The organism is Staphylococcus caprae (assembly GCF_002902725.1).
Lineage (GTDB): Bacteria > Bacillota > Bacilli > Staphylococcales > Staphylococcaceae > Staphylococcus > Staphylococcus caprae.
Genome location: NZ_PPRT01000033.1, coordinates 17,642 through 41,007, shown reverse-complemented (window position 1 = coordinate 41,007; position 23,366 = coordinate 17,642). Strand labels below are relative to the sequence as shown.

The 23,366-nt window shown below is 34.4% G+C and carries 28 protein-coding genes and 1 riboswitch; of the genes, 4 read left to right on the top strand and 24 right to left on the bottom strand.

What is annotated here, in order from left to right; all coding sequences use genetic code 11:
- Positions 1–280: 280 nt before the first annotated feature.
- Positions 281–1,636, bottom strand: coding sequence for a UDP-N-acetylmuramoyl-tripeptide--D-alanyl-D-alanine ligase (locus CD155_RS07390; protein WP_103212958.1), 1,356 nt, complete (start codon positions 1,634–1,636; stop codon positions 281–283).
- Positions 1,637–1,651: 15 nt separating this feature from the next.
- On the bottom strand, positions 1,652–2,722 hold the full coding sequence (locus tag CD155_RS07385) for a D-alanine--D-alanine ligase (RefSeq protein ID WP_037541855.1): 1,071 nt from the start codon (positions 2,720–2,722) through the stop codon (positions 1,652–1,654).
- A 646-nt stretch (positions 2,723–3,368) separates the two neighbouring features.
- On the opposite strand from CD155_RS07385, the gene CD155_RS07380 reads away from it, so the two are divergent.
- On the top strand, positions 3,369–4,580 hold the full coding sequence (locus CD155_RS07380; protein WP_002445542.1) for an FtsW/RodA/SpoVE family cell cycle protein: 1,212 nt from the start codon (positions 3,369–3,371) through the stop codon (positions 4,578–4,580).
- A gap of 56 nt (positions 4,581–4,636) precedes the next feature.
- Here CD155_RS07380 and CD155_RS07375 read toward each other — a convergent pair whose 3' ends face one another.
- From CD155_RS07375 to csoR, 3 genes are all read right to left on the bottom strand, one after another.
- Positions 4,637–4,774, bottom strand: coding sequence for an Lmo0850 family protein (locus CD155_RS07375; RefSeq protein WP_002445543.1), 138 nt, complete (start codon positions 4,772–4,774; stop codon positions 4,637–4,639).
- Positions 4,775–4,909: 135 nt separating this feature from the next.
- A complete protein-coding gene (csoZ, locus tag CD155_RS07370) occupies positions 4,910–5,116 on the bottom strand; it encodes a putative copper chaperone CsoZ (RefSeq protein ID WP_002445544.1) in 207 nt (68 codons plus the stop codon).
- A 13-nt stretch (positions 5,117–5,129) separates the two neighbouring features.
- A complete protein-coding gene (gene csoR, locus CD155_RS07365) occupies positions 5,130–5,423 on the bottom strand; it encodes a copper-sensing transcriptional repressor CsoR (RefSeq protein ID WP_037541856.1) in 294 nt (97 codons plus the stop codon).
- Between the two features lie 171 nt (positions 5,424–5,594).
- On the opposite strand from csoR, the gene cls reads away from it, so the two are divergent.
- Both cls and CD155_RS07355 read left to right on the top strand, forming a co-directional pair.
- Positions 5,595–7,079, top strand: a complete 1,485-nt coding sequence (gene cls / locus CD155_RS07360) for a cardiolipin synthase (RefSeq protein WP_103212957.1) — start codon at positions 5,595–5,597, stop codon at positions 7,077–7,079.
- Positions 7,080–7,138: 59 nt separating this feature from the next.
- Positions 7,139–7,789, top strand: coding sequence for an HD domain-containing protein (locus CD155_RS07355; RefSeq protein ID WP_103212956.1), 651 nt, complete (start codon positions 7,139–7,141; stop codon positions 7,787–7,789).
- A 66-nt stretch (positions 7,790–7,855) separates the two neighbouring features.
- Here the strand turns inward: CD155_RS07355 and yidC are convergent, their stop codons facing one another.
- The 7 genes from yidC to CD155_RS07320 form a co-directional block, all read right to left on the bottom strand.
- Positions 7,856–8,725, bottom strand: coding sequence for a membrane protein insertase YidC (yidC, locus tag CD155_RS07350; protein ID WP_044466357.1), 870 nt, complete (start codon positions 8,723–8,725; stop codon positions 7,856–7,858).
- An 88-nt stretch (positions 8,726–8,813) separates the two neighbouring features.
- Positions 8,814–9,452 carry a thiamine phosphate synthase gene (gene thiE / locus CD155_RS07345; protein WP_070830012.1) on the bottom strand — a complete coding sequence of 213 codons (639 nt, stop codon included), beginning with the start codon at positions 9,450–9,452 and terminating at the stop codon, positions 8,814–8,816.
- Positions 9,453–10,247: a hydroxyethylthiazole kinase gene (thiM, locus tag CD155_RS07340; protein ID WP_103212955.1), complete on the bottom strand. Its 795-nt coding sequence runs from the start codon at positions 10,245–10,247 to the stop codon at positions 9,453–9,455. It abuts the gene before it with no gap.
- The gene (thiD, locus tag CD155_RS07335; protein ID WP_070830010.1) at positions 10,240–11,061 is read right to left on the bottom strand and encodes a bifunctional hydroxymethylpyrimidine kinase/phosphomethylpyrimidine kinase; all 822 of its coding nucleotides are present in this window, start codon (positions 11,059–11,061) and stop codon (positions 10,240–10,242) included. The genes thiM and thiD overlap by 8 nt, the downstream gene beginning before the upstream one ends.
- Positions 11,054–11,743, bottom strand: coding sequence for a thiaminase II (gene tenA / locus CD155_RS07330; protein WP_103212954.1), 690 nt, complete (start codon positions 11,741–11,743; stop codon positions 11,054–11,056). Before tenA ends, thiD begins: the two co-directional genes overlap by 8 nt.
- 76 nt (positions 11,744–11,819) lie before the next feature.
- Positions 11,820–11,918, bottom strand: a riboswitch (TPP riboswitch).
- A 124-nt stretch (positions 11,919–12,042) separates the two neighbouring features.
- Entirely contained in the window at positions 12,043–12,765 is a 723-nt protein-coding gene (locus CD155_RS07325; protein WP_103212953.1) for a transglycosylase family protein, read from the bottom strand.
- Positions 12,766–13,156: 391 nt separating this feature from the next.
- The gene (locus CD155_RS07320; protein ID WP_070872415.1) at positions 13,157–13,552 is read right to left on the bottom strand and encodes a single-stranded DNA-binding protein; all 396 of its coding nucleotides are present in this window, start codon (positions 13,550–13,552) and stop codon (positions 13,157–13,159) included.
- 192 nt (positions 13,553–13,744) lie between these two features.
- Between CD155_RS07320 and CD155_RS07315 the strand changes: the two genes are divergently transcribed.
- Positions 13,745–14,188 carry a YwpF-like family protein gene (locus tag CD155_RS07315; protein WP_037541858.1) on the top strand — a complete coding sequence of 148 codons (444 nt, stop codon included), beginning with the start codon at positions 13,745–13,747 and terminating at the stop codon, positions 14,186–14,188.
- A 56-nt stretch (positions 14,189–14,244) separates the two neighbouring features.
- On the opposite strand, the gene fabZ is transcribed toward CD155_RS07315, so the two are convergent.
- The 12 genes from fabZ to CD155_RS07255 all read right to left on the bottom strand — a co-directional run bounded on the left by fabZ (position 14,245) and on the right by CD155_RS07255 (position 23,366).
- Positions 14,245–14,682: a 3-hydroxyacyl-ACP dehydratase FabZ gene (gene fabZ / locus CD155_RS07310; RefSeq protein WP_002445561.1), complete on the bottom strand. Its 438-nt coding sequence runs from the start codon at positions 14,680–14,682 to the stop codon at positions 14,245–14,247.
- Positions 14,683–14,723: 41 nt separating this feature from the next.
- Positions 14,724–15,989: a UDP-N-acetylglucosamine 1-carboxyvinyltransferase gene (gene murA, locus CD155_RS07305; protein ID WP_103212952.1), complete on the bottom strand. Its 1,266-nt coding sequence runs from the start codon at positions 15,987–15,989 to the stop codon at positions 14,724–14,726.
- A 109-nt stretch (positions 15,990–16,098) separates the two neighbouring features.
- Positions 16,099–16,332, bottom strand: coding sequence for a DUF1146 family protein (locus tag CD155_RS07300; protein WP_037541859.1), 234 nt, complete (start codon positions 16,330–16,332; stop codon positions 16,099–16,101).
- 150 nt (positions 16,333–16,482) lie between these two features.
- A complete protein-coding gene (locus CD155_RS07295) occupies positions 16,483–16,887 on the bottom strand; it encodes a F0F1 ATP synthase subunit epsilon (RefSeq protein ID WP_002445567.1) in 405 nt (134 codons plus the stop codon).
- Between the two features lie 19 nt (positions 16,888–16,906).
- Complete coding sequence (gene atpD, locus CD155_RS07290; RefSeq protein ID WP_002445568.1) at positions 16,907–18,319, bottom strand: F0F1 ATP synthase subunit beta; 1,413 nt, start codon at positions 18,317–18,319, stop codon at positions 16,907–16,909.
- Positions 18,320–18,340: 21 nt separating this feature from the next.
- Positions 18,341–19,207: an ATP synthase F1 subunit gamma gene (gene atpG / locus CD155_RS07285; protein WP_070830008.1), complete on the bottom strand. Its 867-nt coding sequence runs from the start codon at positions 19,205–19,207 to the stop codon at positions 18,341–18,343.
- A gap of 111 nt (positions 19,208–19,318) precedes the next feature.
- Positions 19,319–20,830: a F0F1 ATP synthase subunit alpha gene (gene atpA / locus CD155_RS07280; protein ID WP_002445571.1), complete on the bottom strand. Its 1,512-nt coding sequence runs from the start codon at positions 20,828–20,830 to the stop codon at positions 19,319–19,321.
- 22 nt (positions 20,831–20,852) lie between these two features.
- The gene (locus CD155_RS07275) at positions 20,853–21,392 is read right to left on the bottom strand and encodes a F0F1 ATP synthase subunit delta (protein WP_103212951.1); all 540 of its coding nucleotides are present in this window, start codon (positions 21,390–21,392) and stop codon (positions 20,853–20,855) included.
- Entirely contained in the window at positions 21,392–21,907 is a 516-nt protein-coding gene (locus tag CD155_RS07270; RefSeq protein WP_002445575.1) for a F0F1 ATP synthase subunit B, read from the bottom strand. Before CD155_RS07270 ends, CD155_RS07275 begins: the two co-directional genes overlap by 1 nt.
- A gap of 96 nt (positions 21,908–22,003) precedes the next feature.
- Positions 22,004–22,216 (bottom strand): F0F1 ATP synthase subunit C, encoded by a 213-nt coding sequence (gene atpE / locus CD155_RS07265; RefSeq protein ID WP_001048816.1) that lies wholly within the window; start codon positions 22,214–22,216, stop codon positions 22,004–22,006.
- 44 nt (positions 22,217–22,260) lie between these two features.
- On the bottom strand, positions 22,261–22,989 hold the full coding sequence (gene atpB, locus CD155_RS07260) for a F0F1 ATP synthase subunit A (RefSeq protein ID WP_103212950.1): 729 nt from the start codon (positions 22,987–22,989) through the stop codon (positions 22,261–22,263).
- 26 nt (positions 22,990–23,015) lie between these two features.
- Positions 23,016–23,366: an ATP synthase subunit I gene (locus CD155_RS07255; RefSeq protein ID WP_037541860.1), complete on the bottom strand. Its 351-nt coding sequence runs from the start codon at positions 23,364–23,366 to the stop codon at positions 23,016–23,018.

Below are 23,366 nucleotides of genomic sequence, written 5' to 3'. Positions count from 1 at the left end.
TATAAGAGACAGGCATATATGTTCACTTATGTTTTATCAACTTCTATATAGTACCACCTTAAAAATATTATAGCAATAAAGCAGTAACTTACTTTTAACCTTTTACTTTAATTTTTTAAAATTATTCTACCCGGAAAATATAGCACATGATATGATGTAAGCGTTTCATTTTACTGGATGAATTTTTTCACGAAAAAAAGCATACACATGATAAAATCTTCTATACATTACTTAGCCGATTTTATATTAATCATGTGCATGCTTAGTTTACTCTCAATAATTAAATAAGTGCCTCAACAACTTCTTCGAGTTTCATTCCTCGTGAACCTTTAACTAAAATTTTATCATTTTCTTTCACAATAGCTTTTAATTCTTTAATCAATTCAGATTTATCATCAAAGTGTTTAGCTGTTTCAACATAGCTTTGACCTGTATTGAAAATATATTCTGCTTCCGTACCATAAGTGAACAAAATATCAATAGACTTACCATCTAAATAAGTGCCTACCTCTTCGTGCATCTGTTGACTATTTGTACCTAATTCTAAGACGTCAGCTAAAATAAGTATCTTGCGACCTTCCATACTACTTAGTGTATCAATAGCTGCCTTCATACTTGTAGGACTGGCATTGTAAGCATCATTAATCACTGTGACATTATCATCAGTTTGGTGGCGTTCCATACGCATCCCTGTCAATTGAACATGACGAATGTTTTCTTTAATTGTTGCGTAAGGTGATCCCAATTCATGCCCTACTGCAATGGCAATCGCAGCGTTCTTCATATTGTGTATACCTAAAATAGGTAAAACATAACTTTCGTCATTATTAATTGTAAATCCAATGCCTTCAGTTTCAACATCATCAACATGACATACAAGTGAATTTGCATCGCCTAAACCGACACTAATGAGCTTCGCTTGCTGAATCTGTTTGACATGTGGGGTTAATAATGGCTCGTCGCCATCATAAATAAATGTTCCATTGTCTTTTAAACCGATTGTTATTTCAGATTTAGCTTTAGCAATGCCTTCTCTGGAACCTAAATCTTGCATATGTGATTCACCAATATTCGTAATGACTGCAATATCTGGTTCAGCAATCGTTGATAACAATTCAATTTCGTGGAAACCGGACATGCCCATTTCTAGAATAGAAATTTCTGTATCTTCATCCAAATCTAATATTGTTAAAGGCATGCCAATTTCATTATTATAATTACCTTGTGTCTTCTTAACTTTAAATTCTGTAGTTAACACACTTTCAATCATATCTTTCGTCGTCGTTTTACCGTTTGACCCTGTGACTGCTATCACTTTAGGATTGACATGTTTAAGATATGCCTTAGCCAAGTCTTGCAATGCTTGAAGTGTATCTTCGACCCATATGATTGGGCCTTCAACATCTTCGCTTAACTCAGTTCCCCTTTCTGAAAATGAAGCACCAGCACCGTCCTTTAGCGCTTGGGCAATAAAACGATGGCCATCTACATTCTCACCTTTAAACGGAATAAATAGCATATCCTTTTCAATAGCGCGAGAATCAATCGTGACACCTTTAATTGAACGAGTTAAATATTGTTCATCAATTTCGCAAGATATCCAATTTTGTATTTGTTGTAATGTAACATTAATCATATTAATATTCCTTTATTAATCAATTTTGTATTTATTTTTCTTTTTATCTGCATGACGTTCTTTAGCTAAATCGATAAGTTTTGCGATAAGGTCTGGGTAGGATAATCCCATATTTTCCCAAAGACTTGGATACATACTAAATGATGTAAATCCTGGCATTGCATTCGTTTCATTAATATAGATTTGATTGTCCTCTGTAACGAAGAAATCTGCACGTACGAGTCCTGAACAATCAGTAGCTTTAAATGCTTCAAGCGCCATATTGCGTAGCGTCATTTGAACATCTTGATCTAACTCTGCTGGAATCTGTAATCGAACCTTACCATCTTTATATTTCGATTTATAGTCATAGAATGCAACATCTTTAACGACTTCCCCAGGCCATGTTGTTTCTGGATAATCGTTACCTAGTACAGCAACTTCAATTTCTCTTGCTTCTATTCCTTGTTCAATGACAAGTTTACGGTCGAATTGAAATGCTTCTTCAATACCTGATTTTAGTTCTTTTTCATTATTACATTTGCTGATACCAACACTTGAACCTAGATTCGCTGGTTTAACAAAAACTGGATAAGTTAATTTGTCATTTACAAGTTTAATGATGTTATTTTCATATTTTTCATATTCACTTCTTAGGAAACTAATATATGGCAATTGTGGTAATCCTCTATGTTCAAATAACTGTTTCATTACTAATTTATCCATAGAACTTGAAGCGGCTAATACACCATTTCCAACATATGGAATATCTAATACTTCAAATAATCCTTGAATCGTACCATCTTCACCGTTAGGACCATGTAATAATGGGAATACTGCATCATATGAACGACCTGTGCTGCCTTTACTTAATAGTTGTGAGATTTCTCCCGCTTCTACGTCATTTAATACGAGTTCATCTGTATTCTTAATTTCTTCAGTGATGTTTTCTTTTTTCTTCCATTCACCTTCATTAGTAATATAAATAATATCGATTTGATATTGATCTTTATTGATTGCATTTAATACATTTTGTGCAGTTAAAATAGACACATCATGCTCAGCACTTTTTCCTCCAAAAACGATACAAATATTCTCTTTTGTCATTTCGTTTTCCTCCATTACAATTACCTGGCTTGAATACCATTTATCTGTTTAATAATTGTTGTTTTTTATTTCTTATGTATCACTCAATGTACATAACGATCTCTGAAACTTAATATTATCATATTTCTAAAATTAATTGCATTTGATAATCCACCCATAAATTTAATTTTTAATGACTTCTTTACATCATCAATACTTTTCAAGTAGTAAATCCTATCGACAAAAAATAAAATAAACGAAGCAGTGTGTTAGAAAGTCTTTTCTATCGAATATTCACACTTGCATAACTGAGTATTGATAGCGACACGCCTGCAGGAATAGCATGCGTCTTGAGACTACAGGCTCAAGCCATGCCCGCGGCAAGGGAGCTAAAGCAATACGAAGTATTGTAATATCAGTCGTTTCTTTAAAAAGGCCATCTACAGTCTGAATTTCTTTTCAAGTAGTCGCAATACTTCTTAAAAATGACCATTGGTTCTTGACGTCTTGATATTCTAGCAAATTTAAAAAAAGTCATGTAAAATCAATATAGAATATTTATTTAGACGATAAATCTACATTCTGATTTGACTAACGAATGAATGACATACAACATTGATCATTTTTAGAAAATATTAATACACACATGATTATAAAGGAGTAAGCAATGAATTATTCATCTCGTCAACAACCAAGCAAACATTGGTTTCGTAAAGTCGACTGGGTATTAGTACTGATTATCACAGTGTTAGCAATGATTAGCGTTACACTGATTAGTTCTGCGATGGGTGGCGGACAATACAGTGCAAACTTCAGTATTAGACAAGTTATTTACTACATTTTTGGAGCCATCATGGCTTTCTTAATCATGATTATTTCTCCAAAAAAGATTAAAAACAATACATATCTATTATATTTTATTTTCTGTATTCTATTGATTGGATTACTTATCTTACCCGAAACAGCCATTACGCCAGTAATTAATGGTGCAAAAAGTTGGTATAGTTTTGGTCCAATTAGTATCCAACCTTCAGAATTTATGAAAATTATTTTAATTCTAGCATTAGCCAAAACGATTTCTAAACATAATCAATTCACTTTCAACAAATCTTTCCAATCAGATTTGATGTTATTCTTAAAAATTATTGGTGTGTCTATCTTTCCTACCGCTTTAATTTTATTACAAAATGACTTAGGTACTACCCTTGTGATTTGTGCAATTATTGCAGGTGTGTTGTTAGTCAGTGGTATTACTTGGAGAATTCTTGCACCATTATTTATTGCTGCATTTGTCGGTGGCGCTAGTATTATTTTGGCTATCATTTTCAAACCAACATTAATCGAGAGTATATTAGGCATTAAGATGTATCAAATGGGTCGTATCAATTCATGGTTAGATCCTTACTCATATAGTAGTGGTGATGGTTACCATTTAACTGAATCTCTCAAGGCAATTGGTTCTGGGCAACTATTAGGAAAAGGCTACAATCACGGTGAAGTTTACATTCCTGAAAATCATACTGACTTTATATTCTCAGTAGTTGGTGAGGAAATGGGATTCATTGGTTCTGTGGTACTTATTCTTATTTTCTTATTTTTAGTTTTCCATTTAATTAGACTGGCTAGTAAAATTAATAGTCAATATAATAAAGTATTTATTATTGGCTATGTGTCACTCATTGTCTTCCATGTATTACAAAATATTGGTATGACTGTTCAATTACTTCCGATTACTGGTATTCCTTTACCATTTATTAGTTACGGTGGTAGTTCATTATGGAGTTTAATGACTGGTATTGGTGTTGTACTCTCTATTTATTACCATGAACCTCAACGCTATCAGGAGCCTGAAATACCAGATACAACTAAAGCAGCATAAACATTTGAGCACATAAAAAGCACTCACGAATTGTGAGTGCTTTTTATATCAACAAATTATTTTAACTCATGACTTACTTTATTAGATGTAGGTAAGGTATTAATAATATCTAAACGAGATTTAGTTTTTTTAATATTTACACCTAATGATGATAATAATTTGACTACGTTTTGAATCTTATCTGGATTCTTCACTATAATCACCTCGTTTGGATTGACTTCAAGGTTATCATACCCTAATTCTGACTACTTTACTACATCATTTGTAAAATTTTTAAAAATATTTCTAAATAAAGAAAAATATCATTCAGAAATAAGTTGGACAACATTTTAATATAATATTCGATAACCTGAATCATATACCTCTTTTTCGATACTATTTAAATTCGCAGGCGTATCAAACTCGACTTTTATTTCTCCTACTTTACTATCAATTGCCACATTATAAACGCCAATCATGTTTTGTAAACGTTCCATTAGCATATTTTCTTGTTCAGTCGTTTCGACACCTGAAACATAGATGATTTCATTTTTCACTGTATATCCCTCGTTAATCTTTAATTAATTTTTGAAAGGTAACTAATAATTCTTCCATTGCTTCTTCTTGTGCACCATTGTTCACTTTGTTCATGATACAACTTTTCATATGATGATCGAGTAACTTGGTTGCTACACTATTGAGTGCTGAACGTGTTGCTCTTATTTGAGTTAAAACATCATCACAATAAACGTCGTCTTCAATCATGCGATTAATTGCTCTAACTTGCCCTTCTATTCGGTTTAAACGTGATTTTAAATTTGCTTTTGTTTGATCTGAATGATGTGCTTTTTCATTTTCAGTCACAAGCGTCACCTCGTTTCTCTACTCTTCATCATGGTATTATTCGATATTGATGAAGTCAATTGTTTAATTCCTTTTCAAAATAAAAACCGACTATGATATTCAACATTCTTCATGCTATAATTGAATAGTTAAAAAATAAATAATGTATGGCAATTGCAAAGGAGGCACCCCATGTTAGAAGTCTTTACTATGGCGCTTCACCATTCAAACATTATTATGAATGTTATATTGATTGGCGCTTTCTTGCTGAATTTAATTTTCGCATTTATTATCATTTTCATGGAGAGACGAACAGCAAATTCCATATGGGCTTGGTTACTTGTACTCGTATTTCTCCCATTAATCGGCTTTATTTTATATTTATTGTTAGGTCGTCAAATTCAACGAGACCAAATTTTCAAATTGAATAAAGAAGATAAAATCGGATTGGAAATGATTGTGGATGAACAACTAGAGGCGCTTAAAAAACAAGATTTCTCTAAAGGCAACCATCAAATTGTTAAATTCAAAGAAATGGTTCAAATGTTGTTATATAACAACGCAGCCTTTTTAACTACGGATAATGATTTGACGGTTTATACAGATGGTCAACAAAAATTTGATGATTTAATTCAAGATATACGTCATGCTCAAGACTATATACATATTCAGTATTATATCTTTCATAGTGATGGTCTTGGAAAGCAGATCCTTTTCGAACTAGAGAAGAAAGCTGAAGAAGGTATTGAGGTCAAAATGCTCTTTGACGATATGGGTTCAAGAGACTTACGTAAAAAAGATTTGAAACGTTTCCGTGCTAAAGGCGGACATGCCGAATCCTTCTTCCCTTCTAAATTACCGCTTATTAATTTAAGAATGAACAATAGAAATCATAGAAAGATTGTGGTTATAGACGGTAAAATTGGCTACGTCGGTGGCTTCAATGTTGGTGATGAATACTTAGGTAAATCGAAGAAATTTGGTTACTGGAGAGATACGCATTTACGTATTGAAGGCGAAGCTGTCAACGCATTACAATTACGCTTTATTCTAGATTGGAACTCTCAATCCACGCGTGACAATTTAACTTATGAAGAGCGTTATTTCCCTGATGTAGATTCTGGAGGTACAATCGGTATTCAAATTGCCTCTAGCGGACCTGATGAAGACTGGGAACAAATCAAATACGGTTATCTAAAAATGATCTCTTCAGCCAAAGAATCTATTTATATTCAATCGCCATATTTTATTCCAGACCAAGCCTTTCTGGATTCCATTAAAATTGCTGCTTTAGGCGGCGTAGAAGTCAATATTATGATACCTAGTATACCTGATCACCCGTTTGTGTATTGGGCCACATTGAAAAATGTTGCGTCATTACTAGAAGCTGGTGTTAAAGTGTATCATTATGACAACGGCTTCCTACATTCTAAGACGTTAGTCATTGACGACGAACTTGCGAGTGTGGGTACCGCTAACATGGATAATCGAAGCTTTACACTCAATTTCGAAGTCAATGCCTTTATATATGATGAAGGCGTGGCACGTTCTCTTAAACAAGCATTTATTAACGATATGAAAGTCTCTTATAGACTTACAAAAGAGAATTACGAACAACGTAGTACTTGGGTCAAATTTAAAGAAGGTATTTCTCAATTACTTTCACCAATTTTATAACTTTCAACTGTGAGGTTCGGGAATGTCCTGAACCTCTCATTCTATTAAGGAGCCATTTTATGGAAAATGAATTAAAAATTAAATACGCACGTGATTATATGAAAAACGCACACAAAGATGACTACACGGGGCATGATGTAGCGCATGTGGAGCGTGTATATGCGCTAGCATTACATATTGCACACAATGAGGGATATACAGACACGCTTATCATCGAGCTTGCTGCACTTCTTCATGATACGGTAGATAATAAAATTACTGATGAAAAGCTAGCCTACTCGAAATTAGTATCATTCTTGAAATCTATAGAGCTTACTGACGAAGAAATTAAACATATCCTCCATATCATTCAACATATGAGTTATAGAGGCGGAAAGAATAATAACATAGAGATGTCTATCGATGGAAAAATTGTAAGAGATGCAGATCGTCTCGACGCATTAGGTGCCATTGGTATTGCACGAACATTTCAATTTGCAGGACATTTTGGAGAACCTATGTGGACTGAAACGAATATGCCTTTCGAATCAATTCAAATGAATGAAATTGATAAATATGATGCTTCAGCTATTAAACATTTTTACGAAAAATTATTAAAACTTAAAGATTTAATGCATACATCTACTGGAAAGCAACTTGCAGAAGAACGTCATACATTTATGATTCAATTCTTAAAACAATTTTTAAATGAATGGAATTTCAAAGAGTGATTTGGAATATCATTTTCAAAACTAAAAAACCAGCAAATCCTATCGCGATTTGCTGGTTTTTATACTTTATTTTTTATTATTTTTAGAGACTACTTGCGTATTTTTACCTTTCTTTTTAGAAGGGTTATGTTCTTTTTCATATTGTTCAATGAAAGGTTGAACTTCTTTTTTAGCAAGTTTAGAGTAATACACGTTTGCAAAGTGCGTTTGTATTACTAAGAATAAGGCACTGACTGACCAATATAAGCCAAGTGCTGATGATGCTTGTAATGAAATCCAAATGATCATGATTGGAGAAACAATCATCATCATGTATCCCATTTGACGTTGTTCTTGAGGCATTGTTTTACTTGAAACATATGCTTGAATAAAGTAAAGAACACCGGCAATAATTGTAATCCAAATATCTGGTTTAGTTAAATTAAACCATAAGAAATGAGGATGTGCAGAAAGACCACTCACAAGTTTATCTTTCAATACGAAGTATAATCCCATAATGATTGGCATTTGAATCAACATAGGTAAACAACCTAGCATGCTCTTCATAGGGTTCATATCATATTTTTTATAAACTTCCATTAATTCTTGGTTTGCGGCCATTTTTTCTTCTTGTGTACGTGCACGTTTAACCTTTTCTTGAATGCCATCAACTTCAGGTTTAGCGACTTTCATTTTTTCACGCATCATGTGACTATTTTTATAGTTTGATAACATGAATGGTAACAAGATTAAACGAATTACTAGAACTAAGATAATAATTGCTAGTCCATAGTCATTATTAAATACATCATTTCCTAACCATTGTAAGAGATGTTTCATTGGTTGAACGAATGTATTAAAGAAGAATCCGTCCTGCTTTTCAGGTTTGGAGTAGTCACACCCAGCTAGAAAAACCATTATCCCTAAAAACAAAGGTAGTAACGCTTTTTTCTTCATTTTTCCACCTCTATTGTAATATTCACATAGGATTCATTTTATCATACTCGTACTGTAGTAGAAAACAAAAAGTGGAAATTTAACTAGATTATTTAAAGTAACTCAGAAAATGCTTAACAGTCTTGTCAATATTATCACTTCTAGAAATAGCAGAAATCACTGAAATACCATCTGCATCAGCTTCAGCTATCGAAGCAACATTTGATTCATTAATGCCTCCGATAGCTACAATTGGAAAGTCATCCAGATATTCTCTTAGTTTTTTAATCATTGATGGTCCAACAGGTTCGCTAGCGTCATCTTTAGAAGGCGTCGCATACATAGGCCCCACACCAATATAATTAACTTGAGATAGATCTGAATGTTGGTACTCATCTAGGTTACCAACACTTAATCCAATGATTTTATTTTCAAATTCTGTGGCAAATGCTTTTACCGCTTCATCGTCTTGTCCCACATGAATACCATCAGCATCAATCTCCTTAGCTAACGCCACATCGTCGTTAACAATAAATGGGACTTGGTATGTTTGGCAAAGTGATTTTAATTTTAAGGCTAGTTGCTTTTTATCCTCGCCTTTTAGAGCAGTAGGGCCTTTTTCTCGAAACTGATACAAAGTGATGCCAGCTTGTAATGCCTCTTCTAACACTTGTTCAATTGTTCTACCTTCAGGTATATCTTGTGTACCACAAATAAAATATACTTGTAATTGTTTTGGATTAAACATTTATGACTGAACCTCTTCTTTATTTACATATTTTTCAAATGTTGCATAATCTAAATTGTATAATTGATCCAATAGCTCAGGTAAGAATGAACCTGGTCCACGTACATGCTTTTCATTTTCAGCAAGTTCAGCTGCGATATTATAAATACTTACCGCTTCAATTAAAGCCTCTATTGATGGTTGCGTATTTCTAAATAAGAAACTAGCGACAATGCCACCTAATAGACAGCCCGCCCCAGTAATATTAGCTAATAGAGGTGAGCCATTAGAAAGCTTCACTATCTGATGATCTTGAACAATCACGTCTTCTTTACCAGTAATGACAACTGCTGCATCCAAACTTTCAGATGCCTTCTTAGCAATATCAATTGGATCAAGCGAATTATCGCTGTCTGTGCCTTTCATAGTCGTTTGCGAATCTATCAGTGTTAAAATTTCAGACGCGTTACCTTTAATCACCGTGACATCTATTTGTTCCAAGAATCGCTTACAAAATTGCTTACGATATGTAGATGCACCTACTGCAACTGGGTCAAAGACAATAGGTGTTCCTTGATCGTTAGCAATTTTACCAATACTCATGATATCTTCTTCATTTTCATGAGTAAGCGTTCCAATATTAATCACAAGTGCACTTGCAACTTGATAGAATTCCTCTGCCTCTTCAGGTGCTTCACTCATCGCAGGACTTGCGCCCAAACTAAGTAAACCGTTCGCCGTGAAATTTTTAACCACATCATTCGTATAACATACGATAAGTGGATTTTCGGAACGTAAACGCTCTAAATTATTCATCATCCAAACCTACTTTCTTTAAATATGCAAAGTGATTAACAGGACCTCTTCCTTTACCAATTTCTGGTGTGTGCTCAATACTCATGGAAATAAATGCTTTAGCTTTTTTCACTGCTTCGTAAATCGAGCGACCTTTAGCAAGTTCTGCTGTTATCACTGCTGAAAATGTACACCCTGTTCCGTGCGTGTGTTTCGTATCGAAACGTTTATTTTCAAACGTATACACATCGTCTTTAGTAAATAAGAAATCTTTCGCATTATTCAAGTCTGCAGAGTGTCCACCTTTAATCACGACACCTTTACTACCAATTTCATTAATAAAAATGTCGCCAGCTTTACGTATGCTTTCTTCAGTATCAATCTTTAAACCAGTGATTTCTTCAGCTTCAGGGATATTAGGTGTTACCACATCTGCTAAAGGTAAAAGCGTAGATTGTAAATGTGATTTTGTGTCATCATCCATCAGTGAATCTCCACTTTTAGCTAACATCACAGGGTCTATAACATATGGAATGTCAGAATATCTTTCCAAATAAGTTTGAATAAGTTCCATCGTTTCCTTGGTCGCAATCATTCCTGTTTTAATTGCATGAGGTAACTCATCATCAAATACGCTTTCTAATTGTTCTTTCACCCAGCTTGTTTCGAGATTGTGAATATGTTGGACGCCTAGTGTGTTTTGAGCGACGATACTTGTAATCGCTGCCATTCCGTACACACCACATGAATGAAATGATTTTAAATCAGCCATAACACCCGCGCCACCTGTAGGATCTGTTCCTGCGATGGTTAATGCAATTTTAGGTTTATTCATGTTTTTCTCCTCCGAAATTCCATTTTTCATCAATATAAGCCATATTAAAGAAGTTACGTTCATGAATGGTACTTTGTAAGAAATTTTCTTTAATTTCTTCTTTTTGTGCTTTTGTGCATTCTTCTGTTAAACGATCCATTAATTGGTCGAATACTTCTACAAGTGGATCCATTTCATTACTGTAGAAATCGAACCATTTTGCTGTAATTGAGTCTCTATTGAGGGCTGGATCTTTGATTGCACGTTTTGCTACCACTGCATATACGTATGGACAAGGCGCCATCGCTGCTATTGTATATGCTGCATTTTCATGTGCGTAAGCATTGTAGTACATGTGTTTTATATAATGGTCTCCACTAGGTGGCCAAACCTTTTCTTTAACAATTTCATTGTAAGGTTCATTGATATAGTCTGCTAATACTTTATGTGCTTCAACTTCACCTTCTAGCATAAATTCTATTTGCTCTACTAAAAATTTAACATCCTCCATTGTAGGCACTTTAGGTACAAGTAAAGCGTAAAGATTACTAAATTCCTTCAAATAAGACGCATCTGCTCTTAAGTATTGACGGACTGCCTGTTTAGATAGTGTTCCTGCGAGTAAATCTTGAATAAAACCATCATTATAAATATCTTCAATAATTGGTTGTGCTGCTTCCCTTAATTCTTTTGAAAATGTCATTCGTATGCCTCCTTGGATAATAAAAAAACTACTTTCCAACAATGAAAAGTAGCATGATCAAGGCAAAAAGATGCTTATTTGATTATGACTACTTTCCTACGTTGGTACTAACCAAATCAGGTTATAAGGGTCTGAATCACTTCATCTCAGCCAAATGGCTCCCCTAGTAGTTATATTGGTGTATTTCATTTATCACATTATCAAACGAATACCCGTAAATCAATCAAATGGGTTGTAAAACATGAAAAAAACCACCTTCTCATTGAGAGAAGATGGTTAATTGGACTCATAAACTTAAATTATGCAGTTACCCATTGGTTAGCGCCTGCAGTGTTGTATAATTTAACTGCTGCAGCATCTTGTACGCTTTCTGGAGCGTTAGCTGGTGATTGACCTTTATATTGACTTGGAGCTACTGAATCCCAGGTTGATTGTAAGAATTGATATTTACCAGCTGCGCCTGAAGATGGGTTGATTGCATGAATGTCGCCACCTGATTCACGTTGAGCAATTTGTTGTAAATGAGAATTTACATTTACTGATGAACCACTTGATGCTTTACTACTTGAAGTGTTGTTAGATGGTGCACTGTAAGAAGTAGTTGCTTTAGCTTGTGGTTGTTGAGTTTGCTCAGTTTGTGGAGCAGCTGTTTGCTCAGGTTGAGCTTGGTTAGATTGTTGTTGTGCACTTACTTGTTCAGCTGAAGTTTGGTTATTTGAAGCTGAAGCTTGTTCGCTTACATCTTGTTGTGGAGTTGCTTGACCAGTTTGTGCATAGTTCCAGCTCCAGTTATTACCATCTGATTCGAAGTAGTAAGTGAAGCCATTATAATCGAATGTTACGTTATAAGCACCTTCTTGGATAGGGCTTTCGTTTAATGATTGATCATTTGATTGTGCTTTTTGTGCTAATTCTGCTTTATCTACGTTAGTAGCTTCGCTTGCATGAGCGTCATGACCAGCGTTACCTGCTACTACGCCTAATCCTACTGCTAATGATGATGCAATTAATGTTTTTTTCATTATTAAAAATCCTCCTAAAAGTGATTTGTTTTCTTAACTAATTTACAAATACCACTCTAACATCTGAAAATACGGTGTAGGTTACAGTGAAATAAAAAAAACCGTTACTTTTTTACACTCGAATTACACTAAAAATTAATTATAAATAGAATTAAAATTCTACTCAAAACTGTCATGACAGTTTTGAATTTGTCTCGGTTGCAAAATATATCTGTAATATAAATGAAATCTGTCAGATAATTGTATGTATGTTGGAGCTAAAAATAAGGATTTATAAAAGCGACCTATTCTTTAATATTGGCCGATTAAAGTAGGTCGCTTGAGTATAATTGAAAGAAAAGGATAATTTAAGTTTTATTAAAATAAGATGGAGTTTAGGGGGAGTTAATTATTATATATTGATAGTTTCAAATTCGTCTGAGTGATAAGTGTCTTCGTCAAATTGATTTTGAGAGAGAATTTCGTTACTTTTTGTTTTGGGAGACATGAATTTAATCGTTTCTACATATAGTTCGGTTACAAAATGTGTTTGCCCTTCTTTTTCATATTTTCTTGAACGCATTTGTCCAGTTATCCCTACTAAAGTACCTTGACTGGTATATTTTTCAATATTCGTAGCTGTTTTACCAAATGCCTTACACAGTAAATAGTCGCTCGAAACTTCATTATTTTCGTCTTTGTAATTTCTTTCTGTTGCTACACAAAACGTAGCAACTCTACTATCCTCCTTTTCATATATTTGGGCGTCTTTAGTTAACCTACCAACAATTACTATTTTATTTAACATGTGTCACCTCCTTCTTGTAATACATCTTAATTGAGGAGGGATCATTTGGTCAAAGTGACAAATATCCCTAAAACGTTAGCTATTTGTAGTATATTTTTGATATATTTAAAGAAAATAATGATTAAATAAGTTCAACACTGCTTGTAATTTAATTTATTGTATATTTTTAAAAAACAAATGGGATGTGAAATAATGAAGACATTTAAGGCAGTACGATTTCAGATTGTAAATGAAAATGGTGGCGTTTCAGAATATGAAATCGAGGATGGCGTTATTATAAATAAAGAAGGAAGTGGCACAGGCTGGCTACTTGAAATCGTTATTTCAAATGAACACTATGAAACATTTCAAACTTATATGAAAGACCAAAAGTTATTAGATATTAGAGTAGTTATAACAAGACCGGCTAATGATCCTGCACTCTTTGATGCCACTGTCAAAAACGTTGCGAAATTTAAGAAAACAATGTCAGTTGTGTTTGAATGTCATATTTATACTTTAAGACAGGTGTACGCAGAAAGCCTATTAGAAGAGTTAGTTGACGAAGGATTAACAGGAGAAGAACTTAAAAAAACCTTTAACCGAATGATGCAATCTAAACCAAAATTAAAAGATGAAAAATTTGAAAGAAATTAAAATACGGGTTCCTATCGCAAAATAATAGGAACCCGTTTCGTTATATATTGAATTAATTATGCGTCTTGAATAGCAAATGTAAGTTCACAACTACATGCTAATTGACCATCTACTGTAGCTTTGGCAGTACCTTTACCAATAGGACCTTTAATCTTAGTAATTTCTACTTCTAACATTAATGTGTCACCAGGTGTGACTTGCTTCTTAAAGCGACATTTGTCTATTCCAGCGAATAGTGCGATCTTACCTTTATTCTCTTCATTATTTAACATTGCTACAGCACCAGTTTGAGCTAATGCTTCAGTAATTAGTACTCCTGGCATTACTGCATAATCAGGAAAATGCCCTTGGAAAAATGGTTCGTTACCAGAAACTTGTTTTAACCCTACACATCTCTTACCTTCTTCGTATTCAACTACTCTATCAATCAATAAGAATGGCTGTCTATGTGGGATAATTTGTTTAATTTGATTATAGTCAAAAATTGTTTCCATTATGTTAAACCTCCGAAACTTGAAACTTTGTTGTATTCATTTTAATCATTGACACGTTGGATATCTGCACCAAGATCTTTTAATTTACCATGTAAATTGACATAGCCTCTGTCTAGATGTTTAAGTTCAGTCACTTGTGTCGTACCATCTGCTACTAAGCCAGCTAAGATTAACGCTGCTGCAGCTCTTAAATCAGTTGCTTTAACTTGTGCCCCTTGTAATTGACTTTTGCCTTCAATTTTGGCACTTCTTCCTTCAACATTAATATTTGCATTCATTCTTCTAAATTCAGCTACATGCATGAATCTATTTTCGAAGACTGTTTCAGTAATAACTTTATGGCCATTTGCAGTAAGTAATAAAGCCATCATTTGTGATTGCATATCTGTTGGGAACCCTGGATGAGGTAATGTTTTAACGTCAACAGGATTTAAATCACCTTCTGCAGAAACACGAATGCCATCTTCTTTATAATCTAAATTGACGCCCATTTCTTCTAATTTATAAACTAGGCTCGCCATATGTTCTTTAATAGCGCCACGTACAAAGATGTCTCCTCTTGTAATAGCACCTGCAATTAAAAGTGTACCTGCTTCAATTCTGTCAGGAATAATTGAATGTTCGACACCATGTAACTTTTCAACACCATGAATCGTAATGGTATCTGTTCCTGCGCCTGTAATTTTACCGCCCATTTCATTAATGTAGTTAGCTAAATCGACAATTTCAGGTTCTTTAGCTGCATTCTCTATAATGGACTTTCCAGATGCTAATGACGCTGCCATAATAATATTCTGAGTAGCACCTACACTTGGGAAATCTAAATGAATTTGTGTACCTTTTAATCCGTATTTGGCGTTTGCATAGATATTACCATTTTCTAAGTGAATCTCAGCACCTAGTGCTTCGAACCCTTTAATATGTTGTTCAATCGGTCTACTTCCAATTGCGCATCCTCCTGGTAGTGCTACAATTGCATGACCAAGTCTTGCTAACAATGGTCCCATTACTAGAATACTCGCTCTCATTTTACTCACGTATTCATATGGCGCTTCCTCATTTAGCTTTTTAGTTGCATCAACAGTCACAGCATTTTCTTCTTTATGATAAGAAACATCTGCGTTAAGTGTTGATAGAACATTATTAATCGTTTCTACATCGCTTAAAGCTGGAACATTAACAAGTTTACTTTCACCCTCTGAAGCTAGTAAAGAAGCTGTTAAAACTGGTAATACCGCATTTTTTGCTCCTTCAACTTTTACTTCACCTGTTAATCGATTTCCACCTTTGATTACTATTTTATCCATCTTTAATCCTCCACTTATAACTCCTATTACTTCTTCATTTCCCTGATTATTTATTTAATATTCATTCTATAATTATATCCATTATTCAATATAAATAACAGTTTTAGAATTACTTTAATAAATATTTAACTTGAGTTGAATATTGTAATAAATCAACAATAAAATTACTTACTGAAGTTCCTAATAAAATCGCTACGAATATCATACAGACTTGCACTTGTAATGCATAACCTTTTTTGAAAAATTGGTCTAATCTAATAGAGTTTAAAGCCCAATAAGCTATGCAAATACATATGACGTGTAAGAAAAGATGTACAATTGCAAATTGACTCAGATAATCCATATTAAACTCCTTCGCAAGATTACTGTATAACATTGTACACGAAATAACGTGATAAAGATACTTTAATAAATGAGTAAATAAAGATGAATGGTATTTAGAATTTAAAAAAGGTTCGAAAGCGTTGCTCACGCCATCGAACCTTTTTGATTATTATTTAAACTCAGCCACACGTAAACGGTTGTTAGCACGTTCTAACGCTCTTTTGGCTCTATTAATGTCACTATTATCATCATCATTTTCTAAATGTGATTCTGCTCTCGACTTAGCTAATTTAGCTCTCTCAACATCGATTTCGTTAGCAGCTTCTGCTGTTTGGACGATAATTGATAATTTATGTTGTCTAACTTCAACAAAACCATCACTAACTGCTACATATTCATTACCATTGTGAAAGTTAACTTTAACATAGCCAGTTTTTAATGCGGCAACTGTTGGAATGTGTCCACTCATGATACCCATTTCACCAGCTGTCGTTTGTAATACAGCTAGTTCTACATCTTCACGATCGTAGACAGAACCATTAGGAGTGACAATATTTAGGCTTAATGTATTCATTATCCATACCTCCTAATTATTAGACTTCAACACCCATATCTTTGGCTTTTTCAATTACGTCTTCCATACTACCTAATAAACGGAAAGCATCTTCTGGAATATGGTCATATTTACCATCTAAAATATCTCTGAAATCAGATACTGTCGTTTTTACAGGTACATAAGAACCTTTTTGACCAGTGAATTGTTCAGCTACGTGGAAGTTTTGTGATAAGAAGAATTGAATTCTACGTGCACGTTCTACAGTTTGTTTATCTTCATCAGATAATTCATCCATACCAAGAATAGCAATGATATCTTGTAATTCTCTGTATTTTTGTAATGTAGATTGAACTTCACGCGCTACATCGTAATGTTCTTGACCAACGATTGATGGTTCTAAAGCTCTTGAAGTTGAAGCCAATGGATCTACCGCTGGATAGATACCCATCTCAGTTAATTTACGCTCTAAGTTAGTTGTTGCATCTAAGTGAGCGAAAGTTGTAGCTGGCGCAGGGTCAGTGTAGTCATCGGCAGGTACGAATACTGCTTGGATAGACGTTACAGAACCTTTATTAGTTGAACTAATACGTTCTTGTAATTGACCCATTTCAGTAGCAAGTGTTGGTTGGTAACCAACGGCTGAAGGCATACGTCCTAATAATGCAGACACCTCAGAACCAGCTTGAGTAAATCTGAAGATGTTATCAATGAATAATAACACGTCTTGACCTTCTTCATCACGGAAGTATTCTGCCATTGTTAAACCTGATAATGCTACACGCATACGTGCACCTGGTGGCTCGTTCATTTGACCGAATACCATCGCTGTTTTCTTAATTACACCACTGTCGCTCATTTCATAATAAAGGTCGTTACCTTCACGTGTACGTTCACCTACACCGGCGAATACAGAAATACCACCGTGTTCTTGAGCGATGTTATTGATTAATTCTTGGATTAAAACTGTTTTACCAACTCCGGCACCACCGAATAATCCAATTTTACCACCTTTGATGTAAGGTGCTAATAAGTCTACTACTTTAATACCAGTTTCTAAGATTTCTACTTTAGTAGATAATTCATCGAAGCCAGGTGCTTGTCTATGAATAGGATCGCGACGTACTGAATCATCAATTTTTTCGTCTAAATCGATTGTTTCTCCTAATACGTTAAATACTCTTCCTAAAGTTGCATCACCAACAGGTACACTGATATCTTTACCTGTATTTTTAACTTCCATACCTCTTTGAACGCCGTCAGTTGAGTCCATAGCGATTGTACGTACAACATCATCACCTAATTGAAGAGCAACTTCAAGAGTTAAATGAAGCGTGCCATCTTCTTTAGGAACTTCGATGTGTAGGGCATTGTTAATATCAGGAACTTCATTATGTTCAAAACGAACATCGATTACTGGACCCATAACTTGAGTTACACGGCCAATTCCCATGTTGATTTCCTCCTTTTAATATTATTCAAGAGCTGCTGAACCACCAACAATTTCAGTAATTTGTTGAGTGATCGCTGCTTGTCTCGCTCTATTGTATTCTAATGATAGATCATCAATAAGTTCAGTCGCATTATCAGAAGCATTTTTCATTGCAGTCATACGAGAAGCATGCTCACTAGCTTTAGCATCTAGGATAGTACCGTAGATTAAGCTTTCAACGTATTGCGGTAGAATAACGCTTAAAATAGATTCTTTATCTGGTTCAAATTCATAAGATGACATTTGACCATGACCTTGGCTAGAATCTTCTTGAGATAATGGTAAAACTTGTTTTGTTGTTGGTTTATTTTCTAAAACACTCACATAGTGACTATAGTAAATAGTTAATTCGTCAATATTTTCTTCACTATATAAATCAATCGCATGTTTCGCAATCGCTTGAACTGATTTAAATGAAGGTTGATCTGGTAAATCTACTAAAGAACTTTCGATTTCATAACCTCTATTGTTAAAGAAATCTACACCTTGTTGACCTAAAACAATAATACTGTATTCACTATTATCTTTGTGTTTAGATTTAATATCATTCACTAAGCTTTTTAATACGTTCGTACTATATGCTCCTGCTAAACCTTTATCACTCGTAATAATTAAATAACCACTACGTTTAACATCTCTTGGTTTAAGCATAGGATGATTTGAAGAACTATTTGCACCTGCTACTGCTGTAATAGCATCTTGCATTTTCTCCATGTAAGGTCTGAACTGTTTAGTATTTTTCTCAGCTCTACGTAATTTAGAACTAGATACCATGTTCATGGCCTTAGTAATTTGTTTCATCTTTTTTGTCGATTTTATTCGATTATCTATCTCTTTTAGAGAGCCCATTATCTCACCACCTTATTATTTAGAGTATTAACGCTTCACTTTAAACTTTCAAAATGAAGTGACGTTTTAAATGTACTCTCAATTTCGCAGTTACATTCTATTTAGGTAGAATTATTGTTCTGATTTATTAAAACTTTTTTTGAATTCTGTAATAGCAGAATCAAATTTATCAGCATCTGGTAAAGCACCAGTTTCTCTGATTTCACTTAATAATTCAGTTGCATTCGCATCTGCCCAGTGGTTTAATTCATCTTCAAATCGAGTGATATCTTCCACAGGAATATCGTCTAAATAACCTTTTGTTAATGCATAAATAATTAACACTTGATATTCAACAGGTAGAGGATGGTTTTGGTCTTGTTTTAAGACTTCTACAGTACGTTTACCACGTTCTAATTTTTGTGCAGTAAATTCATCTAAATCAGAACCAAATTGTGCGAATGATTCTAACTCACGGTAAGAAGCTAAATCTAAACGTAACGTTCCGGCTACTTTTTTCATAGCTTTGATTTGAGCTGAACCACCAACACGAGATACTGATTGTCCAGCGTTAATAGCTGGTCTTACACCAGAGAAGAACAGGTCTGATTGTAAGAAGATTTGTCCATCAGTAATTGAAATAACGTTAGTTGGTACATACGCTGAAATGTCACCAGCTTGCGTTTCGATAATTGGTAATGCTGTAATTGAACCGCCACCTAACTCATCATTAAGTTTAGCTGCTCTTTCTAATAATCTACTATGTAAGTAGAATACATCACCTGGGTACGCTTCACGACCTGGAGGTCTACGTAATAGTAATGATAATTCACGGTAAGCTGCTGCTTGTTTAGTTAAATCATCATATACGATAAGAACATGTTTACCATTAAACATGAACTCTTCACCCATAGTTACACCAGCATAAGGTGCAATATATAGTAATGGAGCTGGATCAGCTGCTGAAGCTGATACAACGATTGTGTAATCTAAAGCTCCGGCTTGTCTTAATTTTTCTACATTTGCACGAACTGTTGAATCTTTTTGACCAATTGCAACATAGATACAAATCGTATCTTGGTCTTTTTGGTTAAGAATTGAGTCGATAGCAACAGTTGTTTTACCAGTTTGACGGTCACCGATAATTAACTCACGTTGACCGCGACCAATTGGTACTAATGCATCGATTGCTTTAATACCAGTTTGTAATGGTTGATCAACTGATTTACGATCCATAACACCAGTTGCTTTTTTCTCAACTGGACGTGTTTTAGTTGAATTAATAGGACCTTGCCCATCAATAGGTTGACCAAGTGGATTAACGACTCTTCCGATTAATTCGTCTCCTACTGGTACTTCCATAATACGACCTGTACGTTTAACTTCGTCACCTTCACTAATTTCGTTGTATGGTCCTAAAATAACCACACCAACATTAGACTCTTCAAGGTTTTGCGCTAAACCTAGCACGCCGTTGTGGAATTCTACTAGCTCACCAGCCATAACGTCGTTTAATCCGTGAATTAATGCAATACCATCACCAATTTGAAGTACAGTACCGACATCAGTTACGGACATTTCAGACTCATAATTTTCAATCTGTGAGCGAAGTAATGCACTGATTTCTTCAGCTTTTATGGCCATCTATGTCACTCCTCTTTAAATATTAGTTAGCTCTTTCAAATTTTCTTTGTAATTGAACAAGGTCATTTTTAACACTACCGTCCATCACAGTTGTACCGACCTTCACTCTAAATCCACCGATTAAATCTGGATTGATTTTAGTGCTTACAATTACTCTAGATAAATGTGTTTGATTCTTAATTAATTGTTCGATTCTTGATAATTCATCTTCACTTAATTCATAAGTTGACTCTACAATTGCAAAGTCTTGATTGTAGTGTGCATTATATAAGCTTTGAAAAGCTCTAAATACATCTTCAATACATGATAAATGACGGTTATCTGCTAAAACTTTTAGCGTGTTAACAACATATTCATTTGCACCGCTATAAACCTCATTAACGAACGTTTTACGTTCATTTGCTGTTAATGAAGGGTTACTATCAATCGCTTTTAAACTTTTAATGTAGTCAAAAGATGAATGACTAATCGTTTCTAAATCTTCATATACTACATATAATTGATTTGTATCGTTAGAGACATCAAATAATGCTTTGGCATATTTTTTTGCTACCTTTACCATTATTTATCCCCTGCCTCTTTTAAATACTTTTCAACTAATGCTTTTTGATCTTGCTCTGAAATTTCTTTTCTAAGAACTTTAGATGCGATTAATACTGATAGTTCAGATACTTGATTGTTGATATCAGCAAGCGCACGTTCTTTTTGACTGTTAATTTCACTTTGAGCAGTTTCAATCATGCCGTTAGCTCTTACGTTTGCTTCATGAATAATTTCTTCATGTTGCTTACGAGCTTGAATCTTAGCATCGTCTAAGATTTTTTGAACTTCATCTTGAGTCTCTTTAAGTGTCTTTCTATTTTCTTCTTCAAGTTTTTGAGCGTTAACTTTAGCTTGTTCAGCATCGTCGATATCTTTATTGATATCACGCTCACGTTTGTCCATTACTTCTTTTAATGGACCCCAAGCAAATTTCTTTAATAGTGCAAGTAGTACTACGAATGTGGCTATAGTTACAAGCATTGTTCCCCATTGTACACCTGCACCTAGAACGAATGTATTAGCTGTTGCAGTCACGGGCTCATGACACTCCTTTCGTCGATATAATCACTAAGCTATAAAAAAACAAAACGAACGGCGATAGTCTTGTAACAGACTTCGCCTTAATATGTCTTATCCAGCAAATGTCATGAACGCAATTACAACACCGATGATAGGTAAAGCCTCAACTAAACCAACACCAATGAACATGATACCCATTAATTGACCACGTGCTTCTGGTTGACGTGCTACACCTTCAACTGTTCTAGATACGATAAGACCGTTACCGATACCTGCACCTAATGCTGATAAACCAATTGCGATTGCCGCTGCGATTAAATTCATAATAAATTTTCCTCCTAAGAATTGTATATAATTATTAAATTAATTTAGTGTCCATCTGCCACTTTATGTGACATGTAAACCATTGAAAGCATAATGAAGATATACGCTTGGATTGTGCCAACAAAGATTGAGAAAGCTTGCCAAACGATTAAACCTGGAATACTAATAATCCAACCCCATGCTGGTTGTTCGAAAATTAATCCTGCTAGTAAACTTAGTAGTAATTCACCAGCAAAGATATTCCCATAAAGTCGTAAACCTAACGTTAATGTAGATGTAAATTCTTCAAATACATTAATGATTGCAAGTGGCCAGAAAGGTTTAAAGTATCCAGCTGCATATGCTTTAGGTCCACGCATTTTAATACCATAAAAATGCGTTAGTAAAATCATAGTTGTAGATAAAGTAAGAGTTACCGTTGCATCAGCTGTCGGTGATTTCCACCACAGATAATGATTGTTAGTAACAATAGCGAATGGTAAACCAAGCATATTGGCTACAAAGATGAACAGAATTAATGTCACTGCTAAGAAGTGGAAGTGGCCACCTTTTTTCCAAGCCATGTTACTTTCAATGATACCTCTTACAAAATCAAATACCCATTCAATGAAGTTTTGCTTTCCAGTTGGTCGTTTTTTAAGATTACGTGTACATATTATAGCTATGATGAAAACCAAAATCGCTGTAATAACTACCATCATAACACTGGCCATGTCAAAGACGATATCGAATCCAAACACGTTCCAACTGACGAGTGGGGATTTGTGATCCATAAACTCACCTCTTTCATATTAAATTTTTACTCCCTTTTAAGTAGAGGGCGCAATATGATTACAATATAAGAAATCATTAAACCAATTAATACACCTATGATATTGATGTGATCCTTAAAGAAAAACCATAACAAACACGCAATGATTGCTACTAAATATCTCCAAATATTGCCCGTTGATATATGTATAGCATCTTTCTCTTTAGCCTTTGCCAAATAGCTTTCAAAGATGTATGTATTAACCAAAGAACCACATGCACCTATCAATAAACCTAAAATAAAAGGGTGGGGTACAATTAGATACAATATCCCAAGTATTATCAAGAGATAGAGATAATATTGGATATATTGTTTGAAAATGATGTAGAATCGACTCAT